The sequence below is a fragment of the Formivibrio sp. oc-25 genome (genome assembly GCF_055810895.1).
Genome location: NZ_JBVVOL010000003.1, coordinates 164124 through 179155, shown reverse-complemented (window position 1 = coordinate 179155; position 15032 = coordinate 164124). Strand labels below are relative to the sequence as shown.

Sequence of the window (15032 nt, the reverse complement as noted above, 5' to 3'; positions counted from 1 at the left end):
TTTGACATGCGCCATCGAACGCCCTCTCCCCAAGCCCCTCTCCCGCACTCGGGCGAGAGGAGATTTTTGACCCGATCACCAAGGGTTGGGGAGAGGGAGGAAGCTCGTAAACGATCTTTACCTGGCTCTGGCCAGGCAGGTCTGATAACGCCAATTGACCCGGTCGGCGAACCAGCCGGTTGTCAGCTTGCGTGTGATTTTCGAGCTTTGCAGACGGATTTGCGGCATGGCTTCGCGGCTGACCTTGCGCCCGGCCTGCTGGTCTGCGAGGGTAAATACACGCTGGTAAAGCCGGGTATCGGCAAAGCCGGAGGTCTTTTCACGCGCCAGATCAGCGGCAATTTCCTGCGCGCTCATTCCCAGTTTTCCCGCGATGGCCAACAAGGCTTTTTCGGTGCTGCTGCGCGTGCCGCTCGGGCGTCCGTCGCGGTAGATAAGCAGATCGCCATCGGGTACCAGCTTGGTCTTGGTCAGTTTGGCCAGCGCCAACTGGAAAGCGGCATTGCGGCTGCTATAGCGGCCGGCGTTGAAATCGGCAAAGCGGTAACGCATGTCCTGATACGGCGCCCGGTACTGCAACAAGTGCGCAATGCCGAAATATGTGCCGCCCCGGCGCGTGAACACTTCGTCGCGAATGCTGTGCTTGATGGGATACGGATATTCCCAGACCTTGGTATGCGCGAGTGCAAACTCGATGCTGACCTGCATCGGCCCGCCGGTGCGGATGGGATTGGTGATGCCGAAACGCTTGGCCAGATCGGGCGAATCCTTGACGATTGCCTCAAACAGTTCGTTCATTTCGCGCTCGGTACGCAAGGCATCGATACGCGCCTTGTAGCTGCGCCCGTCGATCGACGGCACCATCAGCGCGGCCTTCACCGTAAACAGCGGAATATGGTACTTGCCGGCACGCGCACCGATTTCCTTCCAGACGATATCGCCCAAGCCCGGCACGGCTGGATCGCCCTGCCAGGTCGATTCCTGCTCGATCACGGCGAGTGCGGCACAGAAGTATTCCGGGGTTTGCGGAATCTGCAAGGCGCTGAACGCCGTATGGATATCCGTGGCCCAGCCGGCGCGATCGGCTATCTTCTGCGGCAGCAGTTTATCGAGCAAAACCCGCCCATCCACCGCAGGTGCCAGTACTGGCGGCGGTGCCACCGGTACCGGGCTCGGTGCTAAGGCAATCGCCGGCTGGGGTGACATCACCACCGGAGGCGGCAGCACAGGCACAGCCACCACCGCTGCGGGCTGCGAAGCAGCAACAGGTTGCGATGCTGCGGGTTCGGCAAGGCTCACGATTGGAGCGGGGGTCGAAGGCGTGGCACACGCGGACAAAGCGACTGCCGCCAGCAAACACAAGGTACGGGATTCAAACGTCATGGCATCGGGGAATTGCAGGAATCAGGCTGGGCGGATTGTACGCGAAAGCCACTCTCCTGCATTTCCGTCCATCACTTGCGCCAGACAAATCCCTGATCGAGCTGTGTGATGTCGGCATCGCTCAGGCTGCCGCTGCTGGCGCGCAGCTCAACCCAGTTTGCCAGCTGCTTGTATTGGGCCTCCACCAGGTCATAACGCGCCTGATACAACTGCTCTTGCGCATTCAAAACATCGATACTGGTGCGTACTCCGGCATCCAGTCCGCGCTGGTTGGCGATCAGAACTTGCTCGCTTGAGTGCACGGCTGTCCGCAGCGCGAGGATCTTGCTGCTGTTGCTGCTGAACCCATGAAATTGGCGCGAAACATCCAGCGCGGTCTTCGCACGCACTTCATCCAGCTCGGCCATGGACTGACGCAGACTGGCCGCAGCCTGTTCGCTCAAGGCACTGGAATACCCGCCGGCATACAGCGGAATGCTCAACTGCACCCCGACCGCATTGAGCTTGTTTTTCTGATTGAGCGTGGAAACCGTATCGGATGAAGTGCGGCTGTGGCTGGCCACCAGATCCAGTGAGGGATAATGCCCGGCGCGCGCTTTGGCAACTTCCTGCTGTGCAATATCCACTTTGCCTTGTGCCGCCAGAATATCCGGGCTGTTCTGGCCAGCACGCGCCAGCCATTCCTGCAACAAGCCGGCCACACCCAGATGCTGGCTCATTTCCTGCCCGGGTTCGGCCAGCCGGCGCGGCGCTTCTCCCGTCAACACCACCAGTGCCTGTTCGGCAACGACACGCTGATTCTGCACTTCCACCTGCATGGCCTCGGCCAGTGCCAGGCGTGCTTCGGCTTCGCGCACATCGATGATCGTGCCATCGCCGCGCTCCAGCCGCCGCTGCGCCTGCTGGCGGGCTTCGGATAACGCACGGATCTTGGCTTCGTTCAGGGTCAGATTCTGTTCAGCCAGCAGCAGATCGAGATACGCCAGGACATAGCGACTGGCCAAATCCTTTTCCTTGCGGCTGAATACCGACTGGCTGAAGTCAGCCTTGGCCAAGCCCTGCTGGTATTCCGCCCAGCGCTCCATATTGAACAGCGGCTGGCGCAACTGCAGCGCCGCACTTTTACTGGTGTAATCCAGATCAGTCGTGCTGCTGCCAATCTGGCGCTCACCGGTGACATTGCTTCTGCTGACATTGGCCGAGATCACCGGCAGCAGATAAGCACGGCCCAGTGCCCGATTGGCTTCGCCAGCATCACGCTCGGCCAGGGCAGCACGGAAAGCGGCATCGTTGCGTTGCGCCAGGCGAAATCCTTCAAGCAGCCCGAAGGCTTGTGCCGACACAGGAAACATGGCGACGAGCAATACCGAGAGGGAGAAAGCGCATCGTGGGAGGTTCACCTCATTTCTCCTTGAAGGACAAGCGCATGCGATCAGTCATCGGTTTGATCAGATATTCCAGCATGGTGCGCTCACCAGCCTTGATCACCACCACAGCTGGCATGCCGGGCCTGATTTGTTCACTGCCAATGCGCTTCATCCCTTCGGGCGTTACCCTGACTTGAGCCAGGAAATACGAGGCACCAGTCTTTTGATCGACCAGACGATCAGCAGAGAAGGTTTGCACTTCGCCTGGAATAACCGGCGTTGTGTTCTGGTTGAGTGCGGGAAACTGGATATCGACCGGCATACCCGGACGTACCATGGCGCTCATCGACGGATCAACCATGGCCTCGATGATCAATGGCTCGTTTTGCGGCACGATATCCATCAGCGGCTGCCCCGGCGGCACCACCCCGCCTACCGTATGCACCTTGAGCCCCACAACGATCCCATCCATCGGCGAGCGGATCACGGCGTGATCAACCTCGTATTGCAATGCCTGCAAACGCTCTGCCAAGGTCCGGGTTTCCTTCTGGATATCGGTCAGTTGCGATTCCACTTCCTGCTGATATTCCTGCTGCCTTGCCAGCATTCGCAGCTTTACTTCGGAAATGCTGTTCTGTACCTGGCCGATGTTGGCGATGGTTTCAGCCAGTGCACCTTGCAATTGCGCCGCATCTCGCTCAAGCTGGTACAGGCGGTTTTTGGGCACATAGCCCTCCCCGGCCAGATCGCGTACCCCTTTCAGTTCCTCAGCCAGCCACTTGCCTTGCGCTTCACGACTGGCTTTCAGATTCTGATAGCCACTCAACTGCTCGGTCATGCCACGCAGGTTCTCCTGGAGTATGCCCAATTCGCTGCGCAGCGCCGCCCGGCGCGAATTGAACAATTGCGTCTGCAAAGCCTTGGCCTGTTCGATGCGCGGATCATCGCCCAGCCTTGTCAGCGCTTCAGAAAAACTGATGCGAGGAAAGCCGCCCCGCTCTGCACGCAGGCGGTCTTCTACTGCCTGAGCACTGATATATTGCGTGAGCGTAATGCCGAGCTGCGCACTGGGCTGGGTACTGTTCAATTCGATCAATGACTGATCACGCATCACCTGCTGACCTTCCTTGGCCAGCAATTTTTCGATGGTTCCGCCGGTGAGATGCTGAATGGTCTGTCGGTTGCCGGCAACCGTGACAGTGCCGTGCGCAGTCACTCCTTCGTCCAACGGAGCGAGTGCCGCCCATGCCATGAATCCGCCAAACCCCAGCAACAGAATCCACATGCCGCGCCGACTGATCTTGCGCTCATCGGTGTCTACGGTTGTCTTGGTGAGCGGTTGAGCGGGTTGTGGCAATTGATCTTCGGATTGTTTCATGGTTTTTACCCCATCGAAAACCGGCACTAGGCACTGGCCGAAGGCGCTGCACGTACCGTGCTCGCGGTCTGCACCATGGCATTCAGGATTGCATCACGCGGGCCGAATGCCTGGGCTTGCCCATCACGCAAGACCAGCAATTTGTCCACAGCATTGAGAATGTTGGTGCGCTGCGAAATCAACGCCACCGTTGCGCCACGCTGCTTCAGATCGGCCACCGCCTGCAGCAGCGCCTGCTCGCCCACGTCATCCAGGTTGGAATTGGGCTCATCAAGCACCACCAGCACCGGATTGCCATACAGCGCACGCGCGAGCCCAATGCGTTGCTTTTGACCGCCGGAAAGTACGCTGCCGGCATCGCCCAATGGCGTGTCATAACCCTGCGGCAAACGCAGAATCATTTCATGCACACCAGCACGTTTCGCTGCTTCGATGACCTTGTCGGAATCCAACTCACCAAATCGTGCGATATTTTCCGCAATCGTGCCGTCGAACAATTCGATATCCTGCGGCAGATAGCCAACATGCGGGCCCAGTTCGTCCTTGCTCCAGTGATAGACTTCGGCCCCATCCAGGCGAACCTTGCCAGCCTGCGTAGACCATACCCCCACCAGCAAACGTGCCAGCGAGGTTTTTCCCGCCGCGCTTGGCCCGATGATGCCGACCACATCCCCCGGATTAAACGCAAAATTCAGGTTCTTCAACACGGCGGTTTGTGCACCGGGCGGCATGGCCGTGGCATTTTCCACCGCGACATGGCCAGTCGGCCGAGGCAGGCGCATACCGGTTTCACGTGCCGGAAATTCCTGCAGCAATGCATCCAGGCGATGATAAGCGGCGCGGGCATTGATCAATTGTCGCCAGGTGGAAATCGCCATTTCCACTGGCTGCAGGGCACGGCCAAGCAGAATGGCGCAGGCAATCATCATGCCGGGGGTGATTTCATCCTGTATCACCAGCAAGGCCCCTACGCCCAGCACCAGAGATTGCAGGCTAATGCGGATCATCTTGGTCATCGCATTGATGCGCGCTGCCTTATCTGAAGCCTCGGTCTGCTTTTCCAGTACCTTGCGCTGGAAGCCGAACCAGCGTTCGCGCAAGGCGGCCAGCATGCCCAACGCCTCGATCACCTCGGCATTGCGCAGATTGTTGTTGGCATAGCTGGTTGCGGCCATCGATGCCTGATTAGCCTCGGCCAGCGGCTTGCGGGTACTGATTTCGGTCAGCCAGGCCAGTAGGAACAGGATCAGCATACCCGCGAGAACGAACACTCCCAGTATCCAGTGGAACATGAAAGTCACCGCCAGATAGATAGGCGCCCAAGGCGCATCGAAAAAGGCAAACAGACCATTGCCGGTCAGAAACTGCCGGACATTGGTCAAGTCCTGCAAGGATTGTCCCGGATTGGCACCGCTCTTGCGCAGATTGCGCTCGAAGGCTGCTGTAAAGATGCGGGAATTAAGCTGCATATCCAGCCGGTTTCCCACCCGGATCATCACCGAAGAGCGCACAAACTCCAGCAGCGCCATCAAGCCATACAGCCCCACCACCATCAGGGTCAGCATCAACAGGGTGGTTTCATTGCGGCTATGCAGCACCCGGTCATAGACTTGCAGCATGTAGATTGCTGGCAGAAGCATCAGCAGGTTGATGACAGCGCTGAATGCTGCCAATCGGTAAAAGGTCTTCCTGAAAGTCATCAGGCTGCGTGCGAGTTCGGAATGAGGCTGTAACCAATGTTTCATGATGGGAAAACCCTCACGTAGATATCGGTTGTTTTCCAAGTGCCGTCTGGAGAGAAAATCTATTAAAAGGATATGCAACTGTTAGCCGAAAGTCGGGCTTTTAGTGCCTTTAGGGGGGATCAACGGCCATTCCCCGCCCGTGTTGGATGAAAGCTCAGAATCGCACCAGCCCTTGAGCGAAATGGTTGCGCCAGAAAGGTTCGCACTGCAAACAACAGGGCGGACAAGGAATTCCTTGTCCGCCCAGAGTGAGTTACCGGCAAGTTGATCAGCGCGTCACTTGGATCGAGGTCGTGCCCTTGTTGCCTGCCGAGTCGTAGGCTTCAATCAGAAGCGTATGCAAGCCGGTTGCGATTTTCCGGGTAGACCAGCTATAGGTAAGGCTAGCCGTGGTGACACTGCGGACGAGCTTGCCATCAATGTAGAGCAGCATCTTGCTAACCCCGACGTTATCCGTTGCGGAGGCTGAAATAGACACCGTGCCACTGACCTTCGCGCCAGCCGCAGGACTGCTTATCTTCGCGACAGGGGCTGTCGTGTCGGTTGCCGGCGGAGGTGGCGGCGGGCTGACTGTCGCGGTCTGGTTCGCCACGGTCACGCTGACAGATCTTGCCGAGTAGTTTCCGGCTGCATCGTAGGCGTAGGCGGCGAGCGTGGCAGCACCGTCCGGCACGCTGGTACTGTCCCAGGAAAAAGCGTAGGGCGCGATGGATTCGCTCGCAACCTTTGTGCCATTAGCCAGCAGATCCACCCGGGCGACCGCCAGATTATCGCTTGCGGAAACATCGATAGCCACCAGGGCGCTGACCGTACTTGCGCTTGTGGGTGAACTGAATGCCACCGTCGGCGCGGTCGTGTCGGCAACCGGTGCGGCAGCAGCCGCATTGACCGCAGCGGAGGCATTGATGCGACCATTGCCGTAATAGATATCGAATCCTGCAGAACCAAGGTCTGTGGCAGTCGAAAACAGCACATTTTCCAGCGAAGTCGGGTCCAGTCTGGGATTCGCCGCCATAATCAGCGCGATGACCCCAGCAGTGATCGGTGATGCCAGTGAGGTGCCTGACGCATAGCCATAACCACCGCCCTTGACGGTCGTATAGATATTGCTGCCGGGCGCAGCTACATCGACAAAGGCGCCATAACTTGACCAGACCGTAATGGTGTCTCCCGAGGTCGCAGACACGACAATATTGCTTGGGCTGGCGGCAAAGGTCTGTTCGACCCCGACATTGCCCGCAGCCGTTATGACCAATCCTCCTTTGTTTTTCATATATTGTGCCGCTGTCTGGACGGTTGAGTAGCCACCTGCGGCCTGGAAACTCAGGTTGGCCACCCTGGCGCCGCTGTCTGCGGCATAGGTAAGACCCGACGCCATCAAGCTCAGATAACCCATGCCCGTCGCATCGGCAACACGAATCGGCATGATCTTCGACGCCCCTGCAACACCCGCGATACCGACACCATTACCTGTAATCGCAGCGGCTGCTCCGGCAACTTTAGTACCGTGCCCGAAAACATCCGAGGTATCTGCGTTGTTGTCGTAGAAATTCCAGCCCGCCAACATCTTCGATGCCAGATCGGGATGGGTACCATCAACACCGGAGTCGAGAATCGCGATCGTCACATTCTCGCCATGGCTCAGGTCCCATGCGGTTGGCACACCGATGGTGGAAAGATAACCCTCGTAGGAAAAATTCGGGTCGTTGGGTGTGAAATCCGGCCTCAGAGCATAGTCACGCTCGACGAATTTCAAATGCTTGTTGTGCTTGAGCAAAGCTTCAACGGCTTTCTCGGAAGCCTGGGCCGGCAGCTGAATGATGCGAACGTCGATACCCTGGATTTTGCCGAGCTGTCTGGCGCCGTGCTGCTTGATGATCTTGTCGAATTCGGCTTCGGAAAGGCCGGGACGGGGTTTGACCAGCAGACGGCCAGGAACCCATTGTGGTTCGGTATTGACTGGTGGTGCTGCCAATGCGGGCAAAGAACAGGCTGCCGACATGAGCGCGACCAAGGCAAACTTCCAGGTGAAGTTTTGGTGCAGGCGCGGTGTTTTCATGATAATCCCCTTTCCCCTTGCGGCTCCTCATCCGCAAGTATACGGGTGCATATTTGAGTGGGTGTTACCGCGTATCGGCCCCAAAGCTGGCCCGCAAGTACACCTGAAACCACGTGATGAAACCGGGGCGAAATGCCCCGGTTTGCCCCGTTTGGCCATGTAGGCTCAGCCGATAATCATGACGTCAGTCGTTTCCAGAACGACACCTACCACGTCAATAATGGTCGTATCAGCGTCACTTTCCGTGACCGTAATGCGAGTGCTGCCAGCGATTGGGTTAGTCAATTCAAATGTAGCGCCCGCATCGCCAAGGAGAAGCAGTTGATCGGCGGGTTTATCAAACCCATCGATGATGCCGTAACTGCCGCCGATGAGCTCGGTCAGGTCGACATTGAAGGAATCCATTTCTCCGTCGGTTCCCATCATCGTGAAGTCCGGTATCGTGCCCAGATCGTTAGCAAACAGGTTGATCGTGAAATCGCTGGTTACCCAGTCGCCATCGCCATCGGTCAGCTTCGCAGTAAAGTCGAGCTCGATGTCATTCGCCGCCACCTCAGTCGCCTGAGTGAACTCGATCACCGGAATCTTGGTGACACCCTTGCCCATGGTGATCTGCACCGCGTCGATCATGCTGGTCTCGCCTGCTTCCTGGGTGATTTCAAAGTACTTCAACCCATCAACCAGTTTTTCCGTCGCAGTCTTGGTATCCCCGGCAAATTCAGGTGCCCAGGTGTACGTCTGCAGATCGCCAGCCTCGACCTGCATCTGATCCGACACCGAGCCGTCTGCGTAGAAAATCCGGTAGTACAGGGTCTCGGTAGCCGGATCGTAGCCTTGCACGCTATTGTCGATATACACCGTTACCTTGGTCATCAGGGTTTCCGGATTGACGACAAAGCTTTCATCGGTGCCTTCCGGAGCAGGATTGGTGTTGCCGTTCATGTTGTTGTTGCCAACGCCAATCCCCGAGGTGCTGACATTCATGTTGGCTGTCCCAAGGAAGGCATAGCCACCACTCTCGACCTCAGCCTCGGTCGGATCCGACTCACCGATCCCAACCGCATCCCAGATATCGTCAACATTTGCACCAGCCTGCACCCCGAAGAAGACAACCTGTTCGCCATCCGGCGGAACCGCCGTAGCCGGAATAGTCAGGGTCCGTACCGGATCCGGACCGCCGGCATCCAGTTTGCCGTCGGCACTGCTGAACGTAATCTCCGATGCAACCTGTTCATCCAGCATGAATACGTAGCTACCGTCACCCTTCACCTCAAGACTGAAGCCCACACTCGCATCAGGGGTGGCCGCGTTGTTGTCGAAGTCGCCTGTCAAGGTACCTTCGTAGAAACCAGGCGACGTTTCTTCAAACGTGGTTGTGCCAATGTGCGTCCCGCCATTGATCAGACGGAATTCGTCCAGCATGACAGTCAGGCTGGACGCGCCATCCGCGCCAGGATCCTGGCTCCATGCGCCATACTGGGCTTCAGTAGTCCCCGTACCGACCAGGTTGCCGAAAGCCAGATCAGGTCCGTCATCCAGGAACAGGAAGGCGTCACCGATATTGCGGGTCGAACTGGCAGTATCGTAATCGCCGTCGGTGATGGTCGCAGTCAGCGTGATCAGGTTGGCCGCCATGGTCTGCTGGATTGCCGCATCATCGACCGCCGGATCGTCATTGCCAGCTGTGCCGTCGTCATTGGCTTCGTCGTGATCGTTGATGTCGTCATGCATGATCGCACGCGATTGCGTGATCGAAACCGCGCCCGTGTCGGTGTTCACCGAAATCGTGAACACCACCGCACCGCCGGAACCGGCCCGGCCAACCACATCGTCGCCTTCCTTGTTAAGGACAATTTCCAGCCCGGTCAGGGTGTCATACAGTCCGCTCGCAACATCCGTACCATCGTCCTTGACGCCCAGCGCATACACCAGTGCGTCGTCATCGATCACGTCGTTATCGTCGGCATCCAGGAAGCCGTCCTTGCCGTAATCCGGCGTGAACAGATTGGCAAAGCTGGTCGGGCCGGCCGAATCCGGAATATCCGTATCGTCCGTCGTCAGCGTCGGTACCGCCGTCAGGTCTTCATCGAACGACGGGCCGTCGTCCTCGAACTTGAAGGCATCACCGATATTGCGCGTATCGGATGCGGTATCCATATCGCCGTCAGTGATGGTCGCCGTCAGCGTGACCAGATCGGCCGCTGCCAGACCTGCCGGCGAAGTCGATTCATCCGGATCAAGCGGATCGTCATGCACCACGGAACGGCTCTGGCTGAGCGAGACTTCGCCGGTGTCCTGGTTCACCGTGATACGGAACACTTCTGTGCTGGTTCCCATCACCGTGCCGACCACGTCGTCGCCAACCTTGTTCAGCACCACGGCATCCCCGGTCAGGGTGTCATACAGTCCGCTCGCAACATCCGTGCCATCGTCCTTGACGCCCAGCGCATACACCAGTGCGTCGTCATCGATCACGTCGTTATCGTCGGCATCCAGGAAGCCGTCCTTGCCGTAATCCGGCGTGAACAGATTGGCAAAGCTGGTCGGGCCGGCCGAATCCGGAATATCCGTATCGTCCGTCGTCAGCGTCGGTACCGCCGTCAGGTCTTCATCGAACGACGGGCCGTCGTCCTCGAACTTGAAGGCATCACCGATATTGCGCGTATCGGATGCGGTATCCATATCGCCGTCAGTGATGGTCGCCGTCAGCGTAATCAGATCGGCTGCTGCCAGACCTGCCGGCGAAGTCGCTTCATCCGGATCAAGCGGATCGTCATGCACCACGGAACGGCTCTGGCTGAGCGAGACTTCGCCCGTGTCCTGGTTCACCGTGATACGGAACACTTCTGTGCTGGTTCCCATCACCGTGCCGACAACGTCGTCGCCAACCTTGTTCAGCACCACGGCATCCCCGGTCAGGGTGTCATACAGACCGCTGGCGACATCCGTGCCATCGTCCTTGACGCCCAACGCATACACTAAGGCGTCGTCATCGATCACGTCGTCATCGTCGGCATCCAGGAAGCCATCCTGGCCGTAATCCGGTGTAAACAGATTGGCAAAGCTGGTCGGGCCGTCCGAATCCGGAATATCCGTATCGTCCGTCGTCAGCGTCGGGACTGCCGTCAGGTCTTCATCGAACGACGGGCCGTCGTCAAAGAAGGTCAGCGGCTGGGCGATGATCAGAGGATCAGAGGAAACTTCAAACGTGTCCCTATCGGCATCGGTCAACGTATCGGTGCGTACGATCGAGAAGATCAAACCTGCAAGTTCCTGCTGAACCGGATCAGTCGTCTGGTCGGGCGCATCGTCACCAGCATTGGTGCCGTCGTCGTTGGCTTCTTGGTGGTCGTTCACATCATCGTGCAGGATCGCGCGATAGAAATACGCGGTCACATCGACCTGCGTGGGCGTGTCCCCTGTCCACTGCGTGTCGACAACCCACTTGAACGCCACAGCCCCGGCCGGATCGGCACCACTGTTCGTTCCCACGCGCGCGAGGATCTCGCCGTCACCCGTAGTGGTATTGATATCCCAATAAAGGTAGATCTTGTTGCCGCTCAGGGTATCCAGCAGGCCGCTATCCGCAGCACTGCCAGCCCAGGATGGCGCAGTAAAGGCAAAGCTCGAGGAAAGCACCGGCCCTTCGATCCCACTCTGGTGGTCAGGCGTAAAGGCAACAGTGTAGTGCTGCACCTTGGACTGGGGTCCGGATTGCAGATCCGTATCATCAAAAAAGATCGTGGCGGAGGGTGGCGTATTCGGGGCCAGGGTTTCGCCCGGGCCGTCGTCTTCAAAGTTGATCTTGGATCCGATTTCAACATTTTCGGTGGTGATATCGGTCAGCTTGAATCCGCCGATGTCGAAATCGGCGCTGGCGTTGCCAGAGCCCGAACCATCATGGGAAACGAGCAGGCGGTTATGCGTGTCGTCAGTCGAGTAGACAATCGTGCTGTCTGCGGTGACGCCTGCAATCCGAACAGAGTCGCCGACCTGCGTGAGGGTCAAGCTAGCCGTGATATCCACACCACCTTTCCAGACCTGGACATCTGCAACGTCGATTTCAACGGTTGAATCGTGAGCATAACCGTCGATGAACGTTGCCCCCTTGAAAGTAGTGGAAGTGTTAAGCGCGGTAATCAGAACCACAGCGCTCTTGCCACTCTGCAGTTGAACCACGTCGAACTGGGCCTGGTTCACGTTGAAGACGCCGGTAAAGTCGATATTGGCTTCAACGTCCGCCTCGTTCTGATCCTCGTAGGGAACGGTGTAATTCTGATTGGCCCCGGTGACAAAGGTGAAAGTGATGCCCTCGCCTTCCACGATCATCTGGTTGTTGGTACCAAAGGTCGTCGGGCCACCGCCCTTGCTGGTGTTGATCGTGTCGCCCTCGGTGATCTTGATACCTGCGGACTGGTCGGCCGGATCTCTGCCGGTGGCAATGATGGCGGGGTCCGATATCCTGGTGATGCCGCCATCATCGTAGGTTGCCGGATTGGCCTTGGTAAACATCAGGAACAGGTTCTGACCGGAAGGCGCGTTGCTCAGGTCGACTTCAAAATCCGTCTGGGCCGAGATGTAAACCTTGTCGGTCAAGTCAATCGCTTCATCATAACTCGTGGTGTCGCCATGCTTGAGCGGGGCGTATAGCGTGGTCCAGATCTTGGCGCCCGTCACGGGCGTGCCGGTTTCTTCGAGGTAAATCGCGAATACGATCTGGCCATCCGGGTTGGCGGTATCGTCGCTCGTGATAAGCGGCGTATCGTCACTTGCACCTTCAACTCCATCCCACCCTGCCCGGCCATAGACGATGTTGTCGTTGTTCGGATCGGTGTAGAGGAAGATCTTGCGGTAGGAGTAGTCACTGCCCGACAGGAAAATGGCGACCAGACCGCTATCGGTGCCCTCACCGTCGGCGAGAGTGAAGCCAATCTCTGGAACTTGGCCGGTGGTGCTGGGGCTGATCGTGATCACGTTCAGGCCGGTGTTCGCACCGTCATAGCCGCTTAGTGCTGCCTGGAGCATGGGTCCTACCAGGGTTTGGGCAGCCAAAGCCGTCGAAAACACGGTCGGCAGTGTCAAATTCGTATCATTGTCGTCAGCATCTCCTGCCGGCGTTGGTGTGTCCGTTGCATTTTGCAGACCAGCCGATTCATCGACCGTGACCTCGGTGCCCGTTGTCGTCACTGTGCTAACACTCAAGGCAGTGATCGCGGTTAAGTCGGGATCATCGGCAGACAGGAAATTCAGCGTGTCTGTCTTAAACAGCGGGATTTTCTTGATACTCATGATGGCTTGCTCCATTCAAAGGCTGCGTCATCAATGGCCCTGTGATGCAGGCATTGACGCGGCCCATACCCCTTGAATCCCTGTCTCGCAGCCGCTTGGCTTGAGTGAAATTCAAGGCGGTGTTGAAAAAATACAATCGCCGGTGAAATTGCAAATAACGCTGAGTTGAAAGGTAGAGTTGATAAGCAACTGCTCTACTGACTGATCGTCTGTTAAATTCGTTAAGGGCAAATCTTGTTTGTCTAATTATCAGAAATTGTTTTGGATCAATTTGTAGGAAATATTCCGTGCCAGCGTAGGAATTTTGGACTACGTGTGTCGGATTTTTCCTACATGAACTGCGGATAGACGCGGCAAGAGAAGGCATGCCGGGTTCGGATGCCTCGCAGGAAAGCGGATGCGCAGATTTGATGGTCAGCGCGGTGTGGTGGCAGGCGTGCCCACGCTCCCGGATAAAACCGGTCTGAAGATCCAATCACGGTAAGAGGCGGCGCCGTCAGCGGTCGCGATTTCGGGTGGCAGGTTATGGCGGCGGATCGGGCTCTGGCCGGACAAGCTGTGTATGCCAACAATGCCCTCACCCAAACGCTCCACCCCCCAATCGGCCTGACTGGTGAAAGGATCGCGGTAGATACGCCGCAGGTGGTGTCGCGGTACGGAGAAACGGCGATCTTCAACGAGCTGCTGCAAGCTGGTCGGTGCGGACGGCATGCCAACCGGCGTTTCATCGCGATAGCGGGCCAGCGCGCCCGCCATCTCGACACCGATGGCGAGCAACTCGGCTTCCCGCTCGCGCTGACTGGCCATCTGCCACACGATGCCGGCTTGTGCTGCTATCAGGCCCATTGCCGCAACAAGAAACAGCATCATCAGGAAAGTGACGCCACGCTGCGGCGATTTGCGCCCGTTACCAATCGGCATACGCACTCCCATCGCGTGCAGTACCGGGGGCGCCGCTGCGCACATCACCCATTCCGCCACGCTCGCCTTCGGGTGGCGGGACGATTTTCCAGCTGGTGGCGGAATCAGTCAGCGGGTCGACAGGTATCTTGCGCAGATAGCGACGATCCACCAGGTCTGCGAGGTTTGCCGGATAGGCTCCGGTATCCGCGCGGAACTTATCGATCGCATCACGCATTACAACCAGCGACTGCCTGAGCGTGTTCTCACTCGCGCGATCGAGATGGTCAAAATAGCGTGGTGCGGCAATGGACATCAGGGTGGCAATGATTGCCATCGCCACCAGCAACTCAATCAGGGTAAAACCGGCGCGTACCTTGGGGGCGAAACCCAAGCTGGGCGATCGTTTCGGGGCAAGGGTCAATCGGCTCATGCTTTACCACTCCCGATAAGGCACGCCGTTCAAACCGGTGCGATCCGACTGGGAATAGACATCGAACACATCTGCGCCTTCGCGCGGCGCTTCGGGCGGGCTGGCATAACTGCGCTTGGCCCAGGTGCGCTCGGCATCCACGGCAGGATCGGGGTAAAACGGATCGCGCGGGATACGCCGCAAGAAGTAGATCATTTTCCCTTCCGGATCGGTAACATCCACCACGCCACGCACCAGCGCACCCAGATCGGGCGGGTAGCCGGATACGCCGCTACGTTGCTCGATCCGGCCAGCCCGATAAGCAGCATGGTAGGCATCGATGCCATTGCGGATTTGCCTGAGGGCAAGCCGCAATTCCGATTCGCGCTCGCGCCGGGCGTTGATTTCAACCATGGGCACCGCCGCCGAAGCGAGTATGCCGACAATTGCGACGGTCACCACCATCTCAATGAGCGTGAATCCGCGCAGCGAGTGCATG

At 58.0% G+C, this 15032-nt stretch carries 9 protein-coding genes; all 9 read right to left on the bottom strand.

Translation table 11 applies throughout. The features are described from left to right. Positions 1 to 117: 117 nt before the first annotated feature. Entirely contained in the window at positions 118 to 1383 is a 1266-nt protein-coding gene (locus AC0KVQ_RS03335; RefSeq protein WP_473419701.1) for a DUF1615 domain-containing protein, read from the bottom strand. A gap of 71 nt (positions 1384 to 1454) precedes the next feature. Further along, positions 1455 to 2783 (bottom strand): TolC family outer membrane protein, encoded by a 1329-nt coding sequence (locus tag AC0KVQ_RS03330; RefSeq protein ID WP_473419700.1) that lies wholly within the window; start codon positions 2781 to 2783, stop codon positions 1455 to 1457. Position 2784: 1 nt separating this feature from the next. Next, positions 2785 to 4128 carry an HlyD family type I secretion periplasmic adaptor subunit gene (locus AC0KVQ_RS03325; RefSeq protein WP_473419699.1) on the bottom strand — a complete coding sequence of 448 codons (1344 nt, stop codon included), beginning with the start codon at positions 4126 to 4128 and terminating at the stop codon, positions 2785 to 2787. 26 nt (positions 4129 to 4154) lie between these two features. Then, positions 4155 to 5873, bottom strand: coding sequence for a type I secretion system permease/ATPase (locus tag AC0KVQ_RS03320; protein ID WP_473419698.1), 1719 nt, complete (start codon positions 5871 to 5873; stop codon positions 4155 to 4157). A 268-nt stretch (positions 5874 to 6141) separates the two neighbouring features. After that, positions 6142 to 7932, bottom strand: coding sequence for a S8 family serine peptidase (locus AC0KVQ_RS03315; RefSeq protein WP_473419697.1), 1791 nt, complete (start codon positions 7930 to 7932; stop codon positions 6142 to 6144). A 165-nt stretch (positions 7933 to 8097) separates the two neighbouring features. After that, a complete protein-coding gene (locus AC0KVQ_RS03310) occupies positions 8098 to 13221 on the bottom strand; it encodes a DUF5801 repeats-in-toxin domain-containing protein (RefSeq protein ID WP_473419696.1) in 5124 nt (1707 codons plus the stop codon). Positions 13222 to 13635: 414 nt separating this feature from the next. Continuing rightward, positions 13636 to 14142, bottom strand: coding sequence for a hypothetical protein (locus tag AC0KVQ_RS03305; RefSeq protein ID WP_473419695.1), 507 nt, complete (start codon positions 14140 to 14142; stop codon positions 13636 to 13638). Next, on the bottom strand, positions 14129 to 14554 hold the full coding sequence (locus tag AC0KVQ_RS03300) for a type II secretion system protein (RefSeq protein ID WP_473419694.1): 426 nt from the start codon (positions 14552 to 14554) through the stop codon (positions 14129 to 14131). Before AC0KVQ_RS03300 ends, AC0KVQ_RS03305 begins: the two co-directional genes overlap by 14 nt. A gap of 3 nt (positions 14555 to 14557) precedes the next feature. Next, positions 14558 to 15031 carry a type II secretion system protein gene (locus AC0KVQ_RS03295; protein WP_473419693.1) on the bottom strand — a complete coding sequence of 158 codons (474 nt, stop codon included), beginning with the start codon at positions 15029 to 15031 and terminating at the stop codon, positions 14558 to 14560. Position 15032 lies beyond the last annotated feature (1 nt).

What these genes read in the sequence shown, in the direction of transcription:
- AC0KVQ_RS03295 (WP_473419693.1), bottom strand. Translation starts at nt 15,031, where the DNA reads ATGCACTCGCTGCGCGGATTCACGCTCATTGAGATGGTGGTGACCGTC.
- AC0KVQ_RS03315 (WP_473419697.1), bottom strand. Translation starts at nt 7,932, where the DNA reads ATGAAAACACCGCGCCTGCACCAAAACTTCACCTGGAAGTTTGCCTTG.
- AC0KVQ_RS03320 (WP_473419698.1), bottom strand. Translation starts at nt 5,873, where the DNA reads ATGAAACATTGGTTACAGCCTCATTCCGAACTCGCACGCAGCCTGATG.
- AC0KVQ_RS03305 (WP_473419695.1), bottom strand. Translation starts at nt 14,142, where the DNA reads ATGCCGATTGGTAACGGGCGCAAATCGCCGCAGCGTGGCGTCACTTTC.
- AC0KVQ_RS03335 (WP_473419701.1), bottom strand. Translation starts at nt 1,383, where the DNA reads ATGACGTTTGAATCCCGTACCTTGTGTTTGCTGGCGGCAGTCGCTTTG.
- AC0KVQ_RS03300 (WP_473419694.1), bottom strand. Translation starts at nt 14,554, where the DNA reads ATGAGCCGATTGACCCTTGCCCCGAAACGATCGCCCAGCTTGGGTTTC.
- AC0KVQ_RS03310 (WP_473419696.1), bottom strand. Translation starts at nt 13,221, where the DNA reads ATGAGTATCAAGAAAATCCCGCTGTTTAAGACAGACACGCTGAATTTC.
- AC0KVQ_RS03325 (WP_473419699.1), bottom strand. Translation starts at nt 4,128, where the DNA reads ATGAAACAATCCGAAGATCAATTGCCACAACCCGCTCAACCGCTCACC.